The organism is Thermosynechococcus sp. M98_K2018_005, from assembly GCF_015295825.1.
Lineage (GTDB): Bacteria > Cyanobacteriota > Cyanobacteriia > Thermosynechococcales > Thermosynechococcaceae > Thermosynechococcus.
Map to the genome: position 1 here is coordinate 20,442 of NZ_DVEH01000016.1, position 14,394 is coordinate 34,835.

Annotated in this window: 13 protein-coding genes and 1 pseudogene; 9 read left to right on the forward strand and 5 right to left on the reverse strand. The window is 55.3% G+C overall.

Annotation, left to right across the window (positions count from 1 at the left end):
• Position 1 precedes the first annotated feature (1 nt).
• From IGQ15_RS01990 to crtR, 3 genes are read right to left on the reverse strand one after another with little or no spacing between them, the layout of a single operon-like run.
• Positions 2–1,240, reverse strand: coding sequence for an endo-1,4-beta-xylanase (locus IGQ15_RS01990; RefSeq protein ID WP_297048153.1), 1,239 nt, complete (start codon positions 1,238–1,240; stop codon positions 2–4).
• Positions 1,241–1,284: 44 nt separating this feature from the next.
• Positions 1,285–2,244 carry an ABC transporter ATP-binding protein gene (locus tag IGQ15_RS01995; RefSeq protein WP_297048155.1) on the reverse strand — a complete coding sequence of 320 codons (960 nt, stop codon included), beginning with the start codon at positions 2,242–2,244 and terminating at the stop codon, positions 1,285–1,287.
• Positions 2,245–2,258: 14 nt separating this feature from the next.
• Positions 2,259–3,143 carry a beta-carotene hydroxylase gene (gene crtR, locus IGQ15_RS02000; RefSeq protein WP_363315761.1) on the reverse strand — a complete coding sequence of 295 codons (885 nt, stop codon included), beginning with the start codon at positions 3,141–3,143 and terminating at the stop codon, positions 2,259–2,261.
• Positions 3,144–3,297: 154 nt separating this feature from the next.
• Between crtR and recN the strand changes: the two genes are divergently transcribed.
• The 8 genes and pseudogenes from recN to IGQ15_RS02040 form a co-directional block, all read left to right on the forward strand.
• On the forward strand, positions 3,298–5,016 hold the full coding sequence (gene recN, locus IGQ15_RS02005; protein WP_297048159.1) for a DNA repair protein RecN: 1,719 nt from the start codon (positions 3,298–3,300) through the stop codon (positions 5,014–5,016).
• A gap of 79 nt (positions 5,017–5,095) precedes the next feature.
• Positions 5,096–5,461 (forward strand): resolvase, encoded by a 366-nt coding sequence (locus IGQ15_RS02010; protein WP_297048161.1) that lies wholly within the window; start codon positions 5,096–5,098, stop codon positions 5,459–5,461.
• A gap of 41 nt (positions 5,462–5,502) precedes the next feature.
• Positions 5,503–6,771 carry a histidine--tRNA ligase gene (hisS, locus tag IGQ15_RS02015; RefSeq protein ID WP_297048163.1) on the forward strand — a complete coding sequence of 423 codons (1,269 nt, stop codon included), beginning with the start codon at positions 5,503–5,505 and terminating at the stop codon, positions 6,769–6,771.
• Positions 6,771–7,463, forward strand: a complete 693-nt coding sequence (locus IGQ15_RS02020; protein WP_297048165.1) for a CbiX/SirB N-terminal domain-containing protein — start codon at positions 6,771–6,773, stop codon at positions 7,461–7,463. The genes hisS and IGQ15_RS02020 overlap by 1 nt, the downstream gene beginning before the upstream one ends.
• Positions 7,460–8,479: a polysaccharide pyruvyl transferase CsaB gene (gene csaB, locus IGQ15_RS02025; RefSeq protein WP_297048167.1), complete on the forward strand. Its 1,020-nt coding sequence runs from the start codon at positions 7,460–7,462 to the stop codon at positions 8,477–8,479. The genes IGQ15_RS02020 and csaB overlap by 4 nt, the downstream gene beginning before the upstream one ends.
• A gap of 63 nt (positions 8,480–8,542) precedes the next feature.
• Complete coding sequence (locus IGQ15_RS02030; RefSeq protein WP_297048169.1) at positions 8,543–9,112, forward strand: hypothetical protein; 570 nt, start codon at positions 8,543–8,545, stop codon at positions 9,110–9,112.
• Between the two features lie 142 nt (positions 9,113–9,254).
• Entirely contained in the window at positions 9,255–10,178 is a 924-nt protein-coding gene (locus tag IGQ15_RS02035; RefSeq protein ID WP_297048172.1) for a COX15/CtaA family protein, read from the forward strand.
• Positions 10,179–10,195: 17 nt separating this feature from the next.
• Positions 10,196–11,089 (forward strand): annotated as a pseudogene (locus IGQ15_RS02040) (heme o synthase); the annotation flags it as partial.
• Between the two features lie 56 nt (positions 11,090–11,145).
• On the opposite strand, the gene IGQ15_RS02045 reads toward IGQ15_RS02040, so the two are convergent.
• The gene (locus IGQ15_RS02045) at positions 11,146–12,036 is read right to left on the reverse strand and encodes an alpha/beta fold hydrolase (protein WP_297048176.1); all 891 of its coding nucleotides are present in this window, start codon (positions 12,034–12,036) and stop codon (positions 11,146–11,148) included.
• A gap of 62 nt (positions 12,037–12,098) precedes the next feature.
• Here IGQ15_RS02045 and IGQ15_RS02050 point away from each other — a divergent pair, with 62 nt between their 5' ends.
• Positions 12,099–12,875 (forward strand): SDR family oxidoreductase, encoded by a 777-nt coding sequence (locus tag IGQ15_RS02050; RefSeq protein ID WP_297048178.1) that lies wholly within the window; start codon positions 12,099–12,101, stop codon positions 12,873–12,875.
• Here IGQ15_RS02050 and IGQ15_RS02055 read toward each other — a convergent pair.
• Complete coding sequence (locus IGQ15_RS02055) at positions 12,843–14,249, reverse strand: type II CAAX endopeptidase family protein (protein ID WP_297048180.1); 1,407 nt, start codon at positions 14,247–14,249, stop codon at positions 12,843–12,845. The genes IGQ15_RS02050 and IGQ15_RS02055 overlap by 33 nt on opposite strands.
• Between the last annotated feature and the right edge of the window lie 145 nt (positions 14,250–14,394).

Here is a 14,394-nt window from a genome sequence, read left to right on the forward strand (position 1 = left end):
CTCATAGCCGAACGGTGACGGTTGTCCCCCCTCGAGGCAGGGTCAACTCCTGTGTGCGCGTTTGGCCTTGGGCTGTCACTGTTAAGCGATAGCGACCCAGGTAGCCGCGTCCCTGCCATTGGCCTTGGGCATTGGTTTGACCAGTCACCCTTGTCCACCAGTCCTCAAAAAGGAGTTTGCGGTAGGCGATCGCCGCTGGCTTGGCGGAAAAGTCTTGGCGATAGAGTCCGGCTTGGGGGCGCCAGTGGTTCCCCGCCCAAAAGCCCCAAAGCAAAATTTCCTGCACTGCGGGGTGGGCAAAACCAATGCGGTAAATTTGGCGCAGGGTCTCGGCCTGCTGTTGTTCGTCCGCCAAACTCACACTCACTTCCGTAATTTTCAAGGGCAGATTGAACTGGGCAAGGGTATCGAGGGCACGCTGCATTTTGGCCTCATCCAAGGGATATTCCAGATGGGCTTGAATACCAATACCGCCAATGGGAACCCCTTGCGCCAAGAGACTGCGAATTTGCTCAACATAGTCGTTCAGGCGATCGCCCTCAATGATGCCGTAGTCATTGACATAGAGAATTGCCTCGGGATTGCCCTCACGGCACCATTCAAACATCTCCTTGACAATGCCCTCACCCAGGCGACTGCGGAAAAAGTTGCCATGGAGCATTTCATTGTTGACATCAAACTCATTAATACGACCGCGATAGTGGCGACAGACGGTAATGGCATGGTTTTTCACCGCTGCGCGCAATTGCTTCGGCGGCAGTGTTTTCAGCCAAGGGGGATTAAACTGCTCCACTTCCCAAAAGAGGGTATGCCCCCGCATCGACCAGCCCTGCGCCCGCACCCAGTTGAAGAGGGTGTCAGCCATGGTAAAGTCCAGCTTGCCCTGCTCTGGCTCCAATTGATACCATTTGAGGGCATTTTCATGGACGGCAGCATTGAAGTTTTCCTGAGCCGTCTGCTTGTACCAAGGGGCAGCCGGGGGTGGACTGGGGCGAAACATCTCCGTGTCGAGGGCAACGCCAAAGGGAAAGGCATGGCTTTGCTGCACCAGTTGGATGCGAGCAGTGGGAATCGGACGGCCTTGGGCATTCTCAACGACGACGGTAAGGGGTGCCTGTCGCAACTGCTCAATTTTCTGGCTGAGGGCATCAGTGGCCACAGAAGAGGCAGAGGTACCGCAGGCAACCACCAAAAGAGCGGCTAGGCAAGTCAACCAGAGAAAACGGCGCCAGTTTAGCATCGATGATGACCTTGTGCAACGAGAACTTCAGAGGGATTGCATCCCTAATGGGTCACTTGAATCCCCTGTTGGCGCAGTTGTTCCACAAAAAACTCTTCTAGGGTGGGGCGAGCAAGGCGCAGTTGTAGGATTTTGCCGCCCATTTCTTCAACAAGGGTGAGAAAGCGCTGGAGGGGAATTTTGATCACCCCTTGCCAGCGATCGCCCTGAATTTCCAAGGAATAGAGCCATTCCTGAAGGCCATCCACATGCCCCCCTTTGCCCACCACATGGTAAGCTTCGCTACTGCCAAGGAGTTCATCCACGCCGCCTGCACAAATCAATTGCCCTTGCGCCAAAATACCAATGCGATCGCAGATGGCCTCGACATCCGCCAGAACATGGCTATTAAAGAAGATGGTCTTGCCCTGCTGTTTTAAAGAAAGAATGATCTCGCGAATTTGGTAGCGGCCAAGGGGGTCGAGACCCGACATGGGTTCGTCCAAAAACACCACTTCAGGATCGTTAATCAGGGCTTGCGCCAACCCCACCCGCTGCACCATCCCCTTCGAATAGCGGCGCATTTGCTTTTTGCGGGCATCCTTGAGGTTGAGGCCAACCATTTCCAAAAGCAGAGGAATGCGTTCCTTGCGGGTGGCGGCACTGAGGCCAAAGAGTCCCGCCGTAAACTCTAGGAACTCCCAAGCTGTCAAATAATCATAAAAGTAGGGATTTTCAGGCAGGTAACCAATCCGCTGTCGCACGGCGCGATCGCCCAAGGGATGCCCCAGCAGCGTACCCTGACCTGCACTGGGTTGCACCAGTCCCAAGAGAATCTTTAACAGTGTGGTTTTGCCCGCCCCATTGGGACCCAGCAGGCCAAAGGTTTCCCCTTGGTGCACTTGCAGCGAGACGGACTTGAGGGGCGTGAGCACCGTCCGCAGCCAAAAACCGCTACGGTAGGACTTTTGTAAGTTCTCAACCGCAACCACAAGGGGGCGATCGCCCGCACTGTCAGTCACCATACCGGGGATTCACCTCAGGAAGAACGAGGGCGATGGAAATGTAACCCCACCAAAGCATCGTAGAGAAAGGGCAAGAAATTCCCTGGTTCGAATATACCAAGGGTTTGTTTGCAGCCGTGGGCATCGAGGAGGGGTTTAACGGCGTAGTAGGCCGGCTGCACTTTGTACCAAGGGATATTCGGCCAGAGATGGTGGACCAGGTGATAGTTTTGGCCAAAAATGAGGATGTTCAGGAGGCGGCTGGGATAAACGCGGGCATTGTGCCAGCGATCGCGCTCGGTATGGGGACGGTGGGGAAAATAGTCAAAAAACAGCCCCAACATTAAACCCACCACGCCAGCGGGCAAAAACCAATAGTTGAGCACGTAGTCTAAATAACCATTGAGCGCCGCAAAGGTGACCATCCCTACCAGCGTCAAGCGACTGAGAAACCACTCCAGGAGTTCGTACTTCCGCCAAAGCTGCCGCTTGAAAAAGAAAACCTCGTGGTAGAAAAAGCGAGGCGCGATTAGCCACAGGGGCCCCCCTTTGGAAACATAATGGTCGGGATCGTTTTCCGGATCATTGACATGGGCATGGTGCTGCATGTGCACCCGCGTAAAGACAGGGAAAACAAACCCCAACATCAGGGCACTGCCATGACCCATAATTGCATTCATGAGGCGGTTACTGTGAGCAACATTGTGGGAGGCATCGTGGATCACTGTGCCCATGAGGTGCAAGGCCAACATATTGGCCACAAATGAGACCCAGCCCGGCCAGTGACCTTGAAAGTAGCCCCAAGTGGAGAGAAGGGCGATCGCAAATGCGGCAAAAAACATCACTAGAGTGGGATTAAAGCCCACCGGGGGACCTAAAAATTCCTTGGGAACCGTGACCGGAATCGCTGCCTCCGTGATCATCCGCGCGGTCGCTCCTCACATTGTTGCAAAATGTTACCTTCATACTATGTAGGCTAATCAGCGGTACAAAATCAAGTCGCTCGATCCCAAAAGTGGGTCACTGGCCTTTACTCAAGGATGGCCCTAGAACCGTTGCTCTACTGGAGCCACAATGCTACAAACACTGCGGATTCAGAACTTTGCCCTTGTTGCGGAGTTAGAGGTGACCTTTCAGCGGGGGTTGAATGTCCTCACGGGGGAAACCGGAGCAGGCAAGTCGATCCTCCTCGATGCCATTGATGCTCTCCTTGGGGGGAAGCTCTCAGCGCGGCAGTTGCGATTGGGGACAGAGCAGGGCTGCATTGAAGCCATTTTCACCCTGACTCCTCCAGTGAGAGACTGGCTGGCCACCCTAGAAATTGATGCTGAAGGGGATGAGGTGATCTGTAGCCGCGAGTTTAGTCTCAAGGGGGAGACCTTTCGCAGTCGCAGCCGGGTCAATGGGGTACTAGTGAATCGCCAACAACTTCAGGAACTGCGGTCGCACCTTGTGCGCCTTACCGCTCAGGGACAGGCGGTGCAACTAGCCAGCGCCTCGCAACAGCGGGATTGGCTTGATCGCTATGGGGGCGAAGCCTTAATCACCCAGCGGCAGCGAGTGGCGGAAGCTTATCGGTCATGGCAACAACGGCAACGGGAATTGCAGAATTTTGCTGCTCAGGAACAGCAACGGCTCCAGCGACTCGACTTACTGCACTTTCAGCTCCAAGAACTGCGGCCTGCCGCCCTAGAAGACCCTGAAGAACTGACCCGATTACAACAGGACTACCAACGCCTCAGCCATGTACAGGAACTGCAAAGCCAAAGCCAACAGGCCTATCACCTCCTCTACGAAGGGGAACCCAGTGTGGTGACGTTGCTGGCGCAAGCCCAAGGGGCACTGCAATCCATTGCCGACTGGGATCCAACGCTTCAGCCGATTGGTGAATTGCTAGAGGGAGCAATCGCCCACGCCGAGGAAGCCGCCCGTCAACTGCGCAGTTATGCCGATCGCCTCGATGCGGATCCAGCTACGCTCGATGCCTTGGGTCAGCGCATTCACCAGTTACAACGCCTGTGTCGCAAGTATGGCCCTGATTTGGCCAGTGTCATTGCCTATCGCGATCGCCTGCAAGCAGAATTAGCCGCCCTCAGTAATGCCGCCACTAGCCAAGAGCACCTAGAAGCAGAAGTTGCTCAGCTGCGGCAAACCCTTGAGCAGGCTAGCGAGCACCTCCATCAATTGCGGCAAGCGGCAGCCGAACGCCTAGAACAAGACCTCCTTACCCACCTTTGCCCCCTTGGACTTCCCCAAGCCCGTTTTACCGTGCAGTTGAGGACCACAGAGGCTAGTAGTAGCGGCAGTGATGAGATTACCTTTCTCTGGAGTGCCAACCCCGGTCAGCCCCTGCAACCCCTTGGGGAGATTGCCTCTGGCGGTGAAATGAGCCGATTTTTACTGGCGTTGGAGACCTGTTTGACGACACAGCAAACACCGAAAACGCTGATTTTTGATGAAATTGATGTCGGGGTCTCTGGCCGCGTCGCGGGGGCGATCGCCGAGAGTTTAAGTCGATTGGGGCAAACCCATCAGGTATTGTGTGTTACCCATCAATCCTTGATTGCGGCGGCGGCTGATCATCACTATTGGGTGCAAAAGGATATTGACCCCAGTACCGCCACAACAGTAATTCGTGTGCAATGCTTAACCGATGAGGCACGTGTCCAAGTCCTTGCGGATTTAGCGGGGGGCGATCGCTCGGCTATGGCACTCTCATTTGCCAGTGGCCTGTTGGCACAGCAACAACGACCCTTTCCGCCTAACACCGAAGGAATGAGCATGAAAGCTTGAGGATTTGATGTAGGATTTGATGTCCATATCCTTACAGTAAAATAAGTTTGATAGCAACATTACCGTTTGGCCGTTCTCAATGCAGCGTTCTTCCTATCCTGCGGGGGGGGATGAGTTAATGACCATTGATCAAGTGCAGCAAACTCTCCGCCGCTCCCGTGCATCTATTTATCGTTATGTCAATACCAATCATGAAACCATTAATCCCCCCTTTGATCCCCAACGCCTCAATCCAGAGCATCGCAAAAGCCGTCGTGAACCGCTGCTGTTTCACCCCAATGAGGTGGCTCGCTTTGCCCGTGACGTGATGGGCATTACTACCCTTCAGGTGGAATTAAAAACCACACCCCCCAATCCAACAGATAATCTCCTCAAGGAAATTCTGGCAGAATTAAAGCACATTCGCGAGGTTCTAGAGCGGCTGGAGAAGTTACTAGGAAGCTAGGCAGGTATAATACGTCTGTTTCATTTGCGCATTGACCACACATGGGTTTGCAAGCACCACGGGGAACTCGCGATATTTTGCCCGCTGAGCGGGTCTATTGGCAGTATTTAGAAACCATTGCTCGCCAGATTTTGGATCGTGCTGCCTATCGCGAAATTTGCACTCCCATTTTTGAGCAAACCCATCTGTTTGAGCGGGGCATTGGTGAAGCCACCGATATTGTCAGTAAGGAAATGTACACTTTTAGCGATCGCGCTCAACGGTCGCTGACGCTGCGGCCAGAGGGCACGGCGGGGGTGGTGCGCGCCTATATTGAGCATGGTTTGCACAGCCAAGGGGGCGTCCAACGTCTGTGGTACCTGGGGCCCATGTTTCGCTACGAGCGGCCACAGTCCGGTCGCTATCGCCAGTTTCACCAGTTGGGGGTGGAAGTTTTAGGCAGTGCCGATCCCCGTGCCGATGCCGAAGTCATTGCCGTGGCCTTGGATATTTTGCAGGCCCTTGGATTGAAGGAGTTAACCCTGATGCTCAACTCCGTGGGCGATCGCGAGGATCGCAGTGAATATCGTCAGGCCTTGGTGGATTACCTCACCCCCTACAAAGCAGATTTAGATCCCGATTCCCAAGAACGCCTCCACCGTAATCCTCTCCGCATCCTTGATAGCAAAGACCCCCGCACCCAAGCGATTGTTAAGGAAGCGCCTCGGCTGTTGGATTATCTCAGTCCGCAATCGCGCCACCATTTTGAGCAGGTGCAATCCCTCTTGCAGGATCTGGGCATCCGCTACCAGATTCATCCTGCCCTTGTGCGCGGCCTTGACTACTATACCCACACCGCCTTTGAATTTCAGGATTTGAGTTTGGGCAATGAGGGAACCGTCTGTGGGGGGGGGCGCTACGATCACCTTGTCGAGGAATTAGGGGGACCCGCCACACCCGCCATTGGTTGGGCGATGGGACTGGAGCGATTGATTTTACTCCTGCGCGATCGCCCGTTGCCGCCGCGCGATCAGCCCTACCTCTATATGGTGACCCGTGGCGAAGCTGCCGAACGCCAAGGCCTGATTTTGGCCCAGCAATTGCGGCATCAAGGCTATACCGTAGAAGTGGATCTGAGCGGCAGTGCCTTTGGCAAGCAGGTGAAACGCGCCGATCGCGTTGGTGCTACGGTGTGTCTAGTGATTGGAGAAAGTGAAGCTACGGATCGTACGGTCCAAGTGAAGTGGTTGGCCTCTGGAGAGCAGGTCTTGGTACCGCAACAGGAACTCTTGAGCGAAAACTGGCGATCGCGCTTCCTTGCTGCCTCATGATGGCCTACTTTCTCATTAGCCACGGCAGTCCTGTCCCTGAGCCACAGCAGGCAATGGCATTCGTGTGCCAGCAACTCACCCCTCTTGGCATCGTCGGTTGGGGAACCCTTGAAGGAGCACCACTGCCTGAGCAGATTCGCCAATTTAGTCAGCAGGCACAATCTCAGGGGGCTGAGGGGATGGTGATCCTGCCCCTCTTTTTATTGCCGGGCAACCATGTGGGGGTGGATCTACCGTTGGCGATCGCGGCAGCCGACGCCACGCTTCCCATGCAATTACTCCCCTTCTTGGGGGGACAGCTGCTCTTTCAAGCATGGTTACAACGGGCGATCGCCGCTGAAGCCGCCCATATTCTCCTTGGCCACGGCAGTCGTCGGCCTGAAGTTCGCCCTTGGTTTGAGCAACTGTGTCAGACCTGTGGTGTGCGTCCAGCGCTGCTGACCGAAGTGGGAAGTTTAGACCATGCCATTGAGATGCGGCTGGCTCAAGGGTATACCAGTAGCAAAATTTATGGCTACTTTCTCTTTGGTGGTAAAACCGTTGATCAGGTACACAGCCAACTAGCGACGTTGCAAGTCAGGTATCCCCACCATGCCGTTTCCTTGGTGCCAGCCATTCAACCCACCCCCTCCTTGATCAACGTTCTTCAAGACATTCTTCAGGCAGTGCCGCTAGTGGAGCCTGTTGCATGAGTCAAGTCTTTCTCTGTGGCTACTACGGCTATGGCAATGCTGGGGATGAAGCCCTCTTGGCAACGCTCCTCGAACAGTTGCCGCCCCACGTTTCACCGGTCGTCCTCAGCGGCAATCCTACGGCCACAGCAGCCCGCTATGGCGTTGCTACCTGCGATCGCCGCCAGTGGCAAAACGTGCTGCGCACTCTGCAACAGAGCCAGGCCTTCATTTGGGGCGGTGGGAGCCTAATTCAGGATGTGACCAGTTGGCGCAGCCCCCTCTATTACCTTGGTTTGATGACCCTTGCACAGCGCTTTGGCTGTCGCACCATGGCTTGGGCACAGGGGATTGGTCCTCTGCGATCGCCCCTCTATCGTTGGTGGACACGGGCACTTCTGCGGCGTTGCCTCGCGGTCACAGTGCGCGATTCCGGCTCAGCGGCTCTCTTGCGGCAGTGGGGCATTCCCCATCAACAGGGAGCCGATCCCGTGTGGCTGATGTCAGCACGTCCTGTTCTGCCTCCCAAGGACAAGGCGCCCATTGCTGTGTGTTTGCGTCCCCATCGACACCTCACGGGCGATCGCTGGCAGCTTCTGAAAATGGCCTTGCGTCAGTGGCAGGCAGAGACGGGGGTGCCGCTTTTGCTGTTGCCCTTTCAGCCCCAACAGGATTTACCCTTGGCTGAGGATCTCTATGGGGCATTGCTGCCTGAGCAGACGCAACTTGTGTCCTGTGAGGATCCCCGCGAGATGAAGGGACTTTTGGCGACAACGGTGGGGGCGATCGCCATGCGTCTCCATGCTCTGATTATGGCCGCCAGTGTGGGCTGTCGCTGTTTTGCCCTCAGCTATGATCCCAAGGTGAGTTACCTCATGGCCGATACGGGTATGGCTGGAGTTGAACTAGCAGCATTGCCCCCTGACCCCACTGCCTTGATCCACCAATGGCAACGCACCTTCGCAGCCCCCCTACCAAACTATCAACCCTACCTTCAGTCGGCTGCGGTTCACAAGGCAGTGCTGCATCTCCTCTAGGCCAGCACCCCAGCAAGGATAGGATAAGATCAACTCGATGCGTCGTTTTATTGCGGCAACCCCATGAGCGAATTTCACCGCCGCTATCCCACCGGCAGCATTGTCAGTGATTTATTGCAAATTCATGACGGCCTCTTTATTGTCAAAACCACCCTCCTTGTCGGCGAAACGATTCTAGCTACAGGGATGGCTGCTGCACCGACTTTAGAACAGGCGGAAGATAGTGCCCGCCAGCGTGCCCTGCAACTTCTCGGTATTCACCTCCCTGTGCAGACGGAAGCGGAACTGATTCCCCGCACCCCGGCCGCCCTCGAGGCAGCTCCTTGGTCAGAGGCCAGCAATACTGATCTGCTCTTGGAACCCACCACTCCTCCCAATCCCCGCCGCGGTAAGCCAGCGGTTAAACCTGCCAGCGAGAAGCCCCCCACCAAGCGTGAACCCGTGGATCTAGCGGATGAAATTGCCCAAACCACCGTGGAAATGAAACGCTTGGGATGGACAGAAGCCCAAGGCCGTGCCTGTTTACTCGAACGCTACGGCAAGCGATCGCGCCAGCAACTGAGCGATGAAGAACTCTTGGATTTTCTCCACTTTTTGCAGCGTCAACCCAGTGCCGGGGAGCCGTCCTTTTAGGCCTTCAAACTCGGCAATCAAATGCAAGAAAAATTTATACTTTAGCGAAAACTTAAAGAAAAACTATAGATTTTCACGCCAGCCCTGATCCCCGCCTTAGCTTCTTTACCATGAAGAAGTTGTTACTGTCGAGGAAAAATCCGTGCTGGGTCCCTTTCATGTCTCACCCTTGACCCTAGGCAGTGATCCAAGTGTCCGTCGCCAGTGGATTTTTCGCCTCGTGCTGCTGATGACGGTCTTTACCCTCTTTTTGATGGCGGTGGGCAGTGCCACACGGGTGATGGATGCCGGTTTAGCCTGTCCCGATTGGCCGTTGTGCTTTGGTACGCTGGTGCCGCAAATGGATTTGCAAATCTTCCTAGAGTGGTTTCACCGCCTGCTGGCCACTAGTTTAGGGCTGATGGCGATCGCCTTTGTCGGATTGAGCGTCGCTTGGCGGCAAGCCCTACCTCCTTGGGTGCCCTTCGCTGCTGGAGCGGCACTGGGCCTTGTAATTTTGCAGGGGATTCTTGGTGGGCTGACGGTGACTGAATTGCTGCGCTTTGAAATTGTGACCGCTCACTTGGGCACGGGACTGCTCTTCTTTTGCCTTTTGGCAGCAATCACCGTTGGCTTGGCTCCCTTTAGAGGCACGGGGAGTGCCCGTTGGTTGCGGGTTGCCGCAGCGATCGCTGCTTTATGTGTCTATGGCCAAAGTTTGTTGGGGGGCTTGGTGTCTTCGCAGTGGGCGGTACATCAGTGTCTCTATGGCGATCGCCTGTGTGGGGTGCTCAATAGCCATCTAATCGGTGTTGTCCCAGCCACCTTGAGTGTTTTAGGGGTTGTGATTGTGGCGTGGCGCAGCCCAGCTTTGGCTCCCCTGTTGCGGCAACTGAGTTTCTCACTCCTGGCGGTGGTGGCTCTGCAAGTGGCCTTGGGCTGGAGCACCCTACAACTAAAGCTACAGGTTCCGGCACTCACCGTTGCCCATCAAATGGTTGGCGCCACCCTTTTGGGGTTGTTGGTTGCGATTGCCACATTGGCGTGGCGCGATTGCCCATCCGATTCCCTGAAGCATGAGTTTTGAACAATCTTGAGGCTCGCATGACATTCCTAGCCAGACTTTCCTCCTCAACGGGGGATCTTTCGACAAAATTAGTGGACTATGTCCAACTCACCAAACCGCGGTTAATTCTGCTCTTTTTGATTACAACTGCCGCAGCGATGGAAGTAGCAAGCCAAGGTCAGGTGGCTCCCCAACTGCTCCTCATAACCCTTTTCAGTGGTACTTGTGCGGCGGCGGCAGCCAATACGATCAACTGTCTCTATGACCGCGATATTGATGCCATTATGGAGCGGACACGCCATCGCCCTTTGCCAGCGGGTCGGGTAGCTCCTTGGGAAGCGGTGTTTCTAGCAGTACTCTTGGCAACAACGGCCTTTAGTCTTTTGGCAGTGTTTGCCAATCTCCTGAGTGCCTGCCTTGCGATGGCCGGAATTGCGGTGTATGTGGGAGTCTATACCCACTGGCTGAAGCGGTTTTCGCCCCAAAATATCGTCATTGGCGGTGCGGCTGGGGCGATTCCCCCCTTGGTGGGTTGGGCAGCGGTGACGGGAGAACTGAGTTGGGCCGCTTGGGTGCTATTTGCCATTATCTTTATCTGGACGCCGCCCCATTTTTGGCCGTTGGCGATGCTGATCCAAGAGGACTATGCCCGTGTGCGGGTGCCGATGCTGCCCGTTGTTGATGGCAATCGCGTGACGGCACAGCACATTTTCCGCTACACCTTGGCATTGGTGCCCACCAGTCTGCTGTTGATTTACCCCTGTGGTGTCGTGGGCTGGGGCTATGGTGGAGTGGCGATCGCCCTTGGCGGTTGGTTTATTTACCGCGCGTGGCAGTTGACCCAAGCCCCAGAGGACAAAGAACAGGCACGCAGCCTCTTTAAGTTCTCAATCCTCTACATGATGCTGCTGTGTGCTGCAATGGTCGGCGATCGCATTCTGTTGCCCCAGTTGCCCGAAAGCCTCGATGCCCTTGCTTGTCTTTTGAGTTAGGCGTGCCCCAACTGTTGCAACCACTCAATGAGGATCGGGTTCACCAGCTCCGGGCGATCGTCGTGGGGACAATGCCCCGTATTCGCTAGCCGTTCAATGCGAATCGGCAGCCGCTCTTGGTGGGCTTCAAAGTGCTTCGCCCCTGAGACGGGTGTCCAGGGATCCACCTCGCCCCAGAGCACCAGAATCGGCACTTGAATCTCTGGCAGCAAATCCACAATTTTCGGTCCCGGCGGTGCTGAAATCACACGGGCAAACACTTCCTTAGCGCCGGCATCCATGGCCGGCCGATGCAGCAGTTCGACCAATTCATCGGTAATGGCATCGGGATTGGCATAGACTTGGGTCAGGGTTTTGCGGATGCGCTCCGGCTGCCGAATCTGGTTAAAGATCAAATGACCCATGACGGGAGAGGCGACCAAGGTGCGAAAGATGGCGGTAAAGAGGCTCTGCATCCAATTCAGTTCATTGGGACGGTGGTTGAGTCCCCCAGCACAGTTGAGAACACTCACCGCACGGCAGGTGTGGCCAGAGCGAGCCGCCATCATCAGACACAGCAAACCACCGATGGAGTTGCCTACCCAAACCACGGGTTCCCCAATATGGGCTTGCCAAAAGTCCGCCAGTAGCTCGGCCCATAGATCCAAGCTGTAGGTTAAATCCGGCTTTGCTGAGGCACCAAAACCCAGTAAATCAAGGGCATAGACACGGTAACCTGCGGCGGTGAGGGCAGGGATATTTTTGCGCCAGTGACCAATAGAGGCACCAAAACCATGAACTAACACCACTGGGGCACCACTGCCATTGACGCTGTAGCGAATGCGATGGCCGCGCCAAGTCCAATCTGCGGTGGGAAAAGCTGCGGTGGCTGAGAGCGTAGAGGTCATTCTGCCCATTCCCGAAATGTATTACTTTTAAGATAGCGATCTTTAAGTTTCGTAACAATTTTATGACAACCGCACTGATTACGGGGGCAACGGGGGGATTAGGGCAGGCCTTTGCCGAAGCCTTGGCTGATCGCCAGCACAATTTGATCCTGACGGGGCGTTCCCTCGACACCCTAGAGGCACTCAAGACGCGCCTGAGCCAAAAGGTGTCGGTGGTGTGTATTCCCCAAGACTTGAGTCAACCCGGTGCCGCCTGCCGCCTCTATGGGCAGATCCAAGCCTTGGGGTTAAGTGTGGATCTGCTGATCAATAATGCCGGCTTTGGTGATTATGGTGCCTTTGGCGATCGCGATTGCCAGCCATTGACAGCCATGCTCCAAGTGAACATCACGGCACTGGTGGAACTCACCCATCTCGTGCTCCAAGAAATGCGCCCCCGCCGCCAAGGTACGATCATCAACGTTAGTTCCATTGCTGCCTTTCAGCCCCTGCCCTATCTTGCGGTCTATGCCGCCAGCAAAGCCTTTGTTCGCCACTTCAGCGAAGCCCTGTGGGCAGAGGTCAAACCCTTGGGTATTCGGGTATTAGCCGTCTGTCCCGGACCCACTGCCACCAACTTCTTTGAGCGTGCCGATATGACCCGCAACCCGGCTCTCATTGCCCAGCAGGATACCCCCGAACAGGTGGTGGCTGAAACCCTTGCTGCTTTGCAAACCGATGTGGCCACGGTCATTCCCGGTCAGCCCGCCAATCGCTTCCTTGCCCTTGCCGGTCGGTTGGTGCCCCGCCAGTGGTTGGTACAACAGTTAGAACCCCGCTTCCGTCCCCCCGCTCAATAGGAGCAAGCCCAAAAAGGAGCCACTGTTCCAGATACCGTGGAGAATCATTGCCGCACCAATGTTTTGCGATCGCCAGTAGATGTAGCTGAGCACGGTTCCTAAAACCGTTAAGGGCAGCAGATCAGCTAAATTCAGGTGGGCAATGGCAAAGAGGAGTCCTGTCACCCCCATTGCAGTGCCGAGGGGCAAATAGGATTGTACCGAACGAAAGAAGAATCCGCGAAAGAGAATCTCCTCAAAGAAGGGCGCCATCACCGCCACCATGACATAGAGTAGGGCAAAGGTGGTGTAATCGCGGCTTTGTAAAATAATCTCCAGCAGGGGATTGCCGCCCCCTTGATTTTTCAGCAGTGCTTGACTAATCAGTGAACTGACTAGGACTAAAGGCAGTGCCGCCAAATAGCCGCCGATCCCCCAACACAAGGCACCCCCTAACCCCCCTTGCCAACGTAACCAATCCGCAGGGCGCTGACCAAAGGGACGCAAAAAGTACCACAGCCAGCCCAAGCCAGCGACCATCATCATCCCGTAGTTCACTAAGGCATACACCGTTTGGGCCATCGCAGAGCGCAGCGGCAGTCCCATGCCAATCAGGGAGCGCACCAAGGGCATGAGCACCAAACTAATGGCAAAGAAAAGAGCAAACCAGATCACCATGCCTTCCCAGAGGGTTTCCCAGCCCCATGTCACGGGAGTCAGGGGTGGCAGAGTTTTCCCTTGGTGGCGGCGGCGCAGGTGTTGATAGATCCAGACAATCCAAAGAACAATCCCAATCAAACTTCCTAGCAGAGGAGTCGTGCTAATGAGGGCAAGGCGATAGAAAGCCGCCTGGGCGCGCTTTTGTTCTGCACGGGTCAAGGCCATCAGGGCATCGGATCGCTGTTGCAGTTCATAGAGGCGTTCGAGGGCGCGATCGCGAAACCAGCCTTGGAGTGTATTTTTAATCAATGGTTCGGCATCTGGCAGCAATTGAGGGGGATCGGTCCACAACCCCATCAGTACTTCTGCGGTACTGCGGGTTGTCCCTTGAGCTTCATTGATGAGGAGTTGCCATGTGTTGAGGGCGCGATCGCGCTGGCTGGCGTCCGCATAGAGCAGTCCCAATTGAAGACGCAGCAGTTGGTTTTGTGGTGTGGGCGCTGCCAGCACTTCTTCGTAGGCTTTGATTGCGCTTTCCACATTTGCTACAAGGCGATCGCGGGTGTCAGCATCCCCTAACCCCTGCCATTCGCGGGCTTGCAGCGATAAATTCGTTTGAAAGAGGTTAATTTGCCCTTGGGTTTGGGGTTCGAGGTAACTACTGAGCAACGACACCGTAATCAGGGTAGCCACCACCACACTGAGGGCGGCGAGCACCAACCGTTTCAGAGACATAGGGCAAAGCTGACAAGGGACTCCCCAAAACCTTAGCGGAAAGCAACCCAAGGGATCAATCTAGTAGGCTAGCTATGGTCTGCTCTACGACTCTTGACTTCTCCCCTTCTTGAAAGAGAGGGGATTCCCAAAGGATGCTACGCAA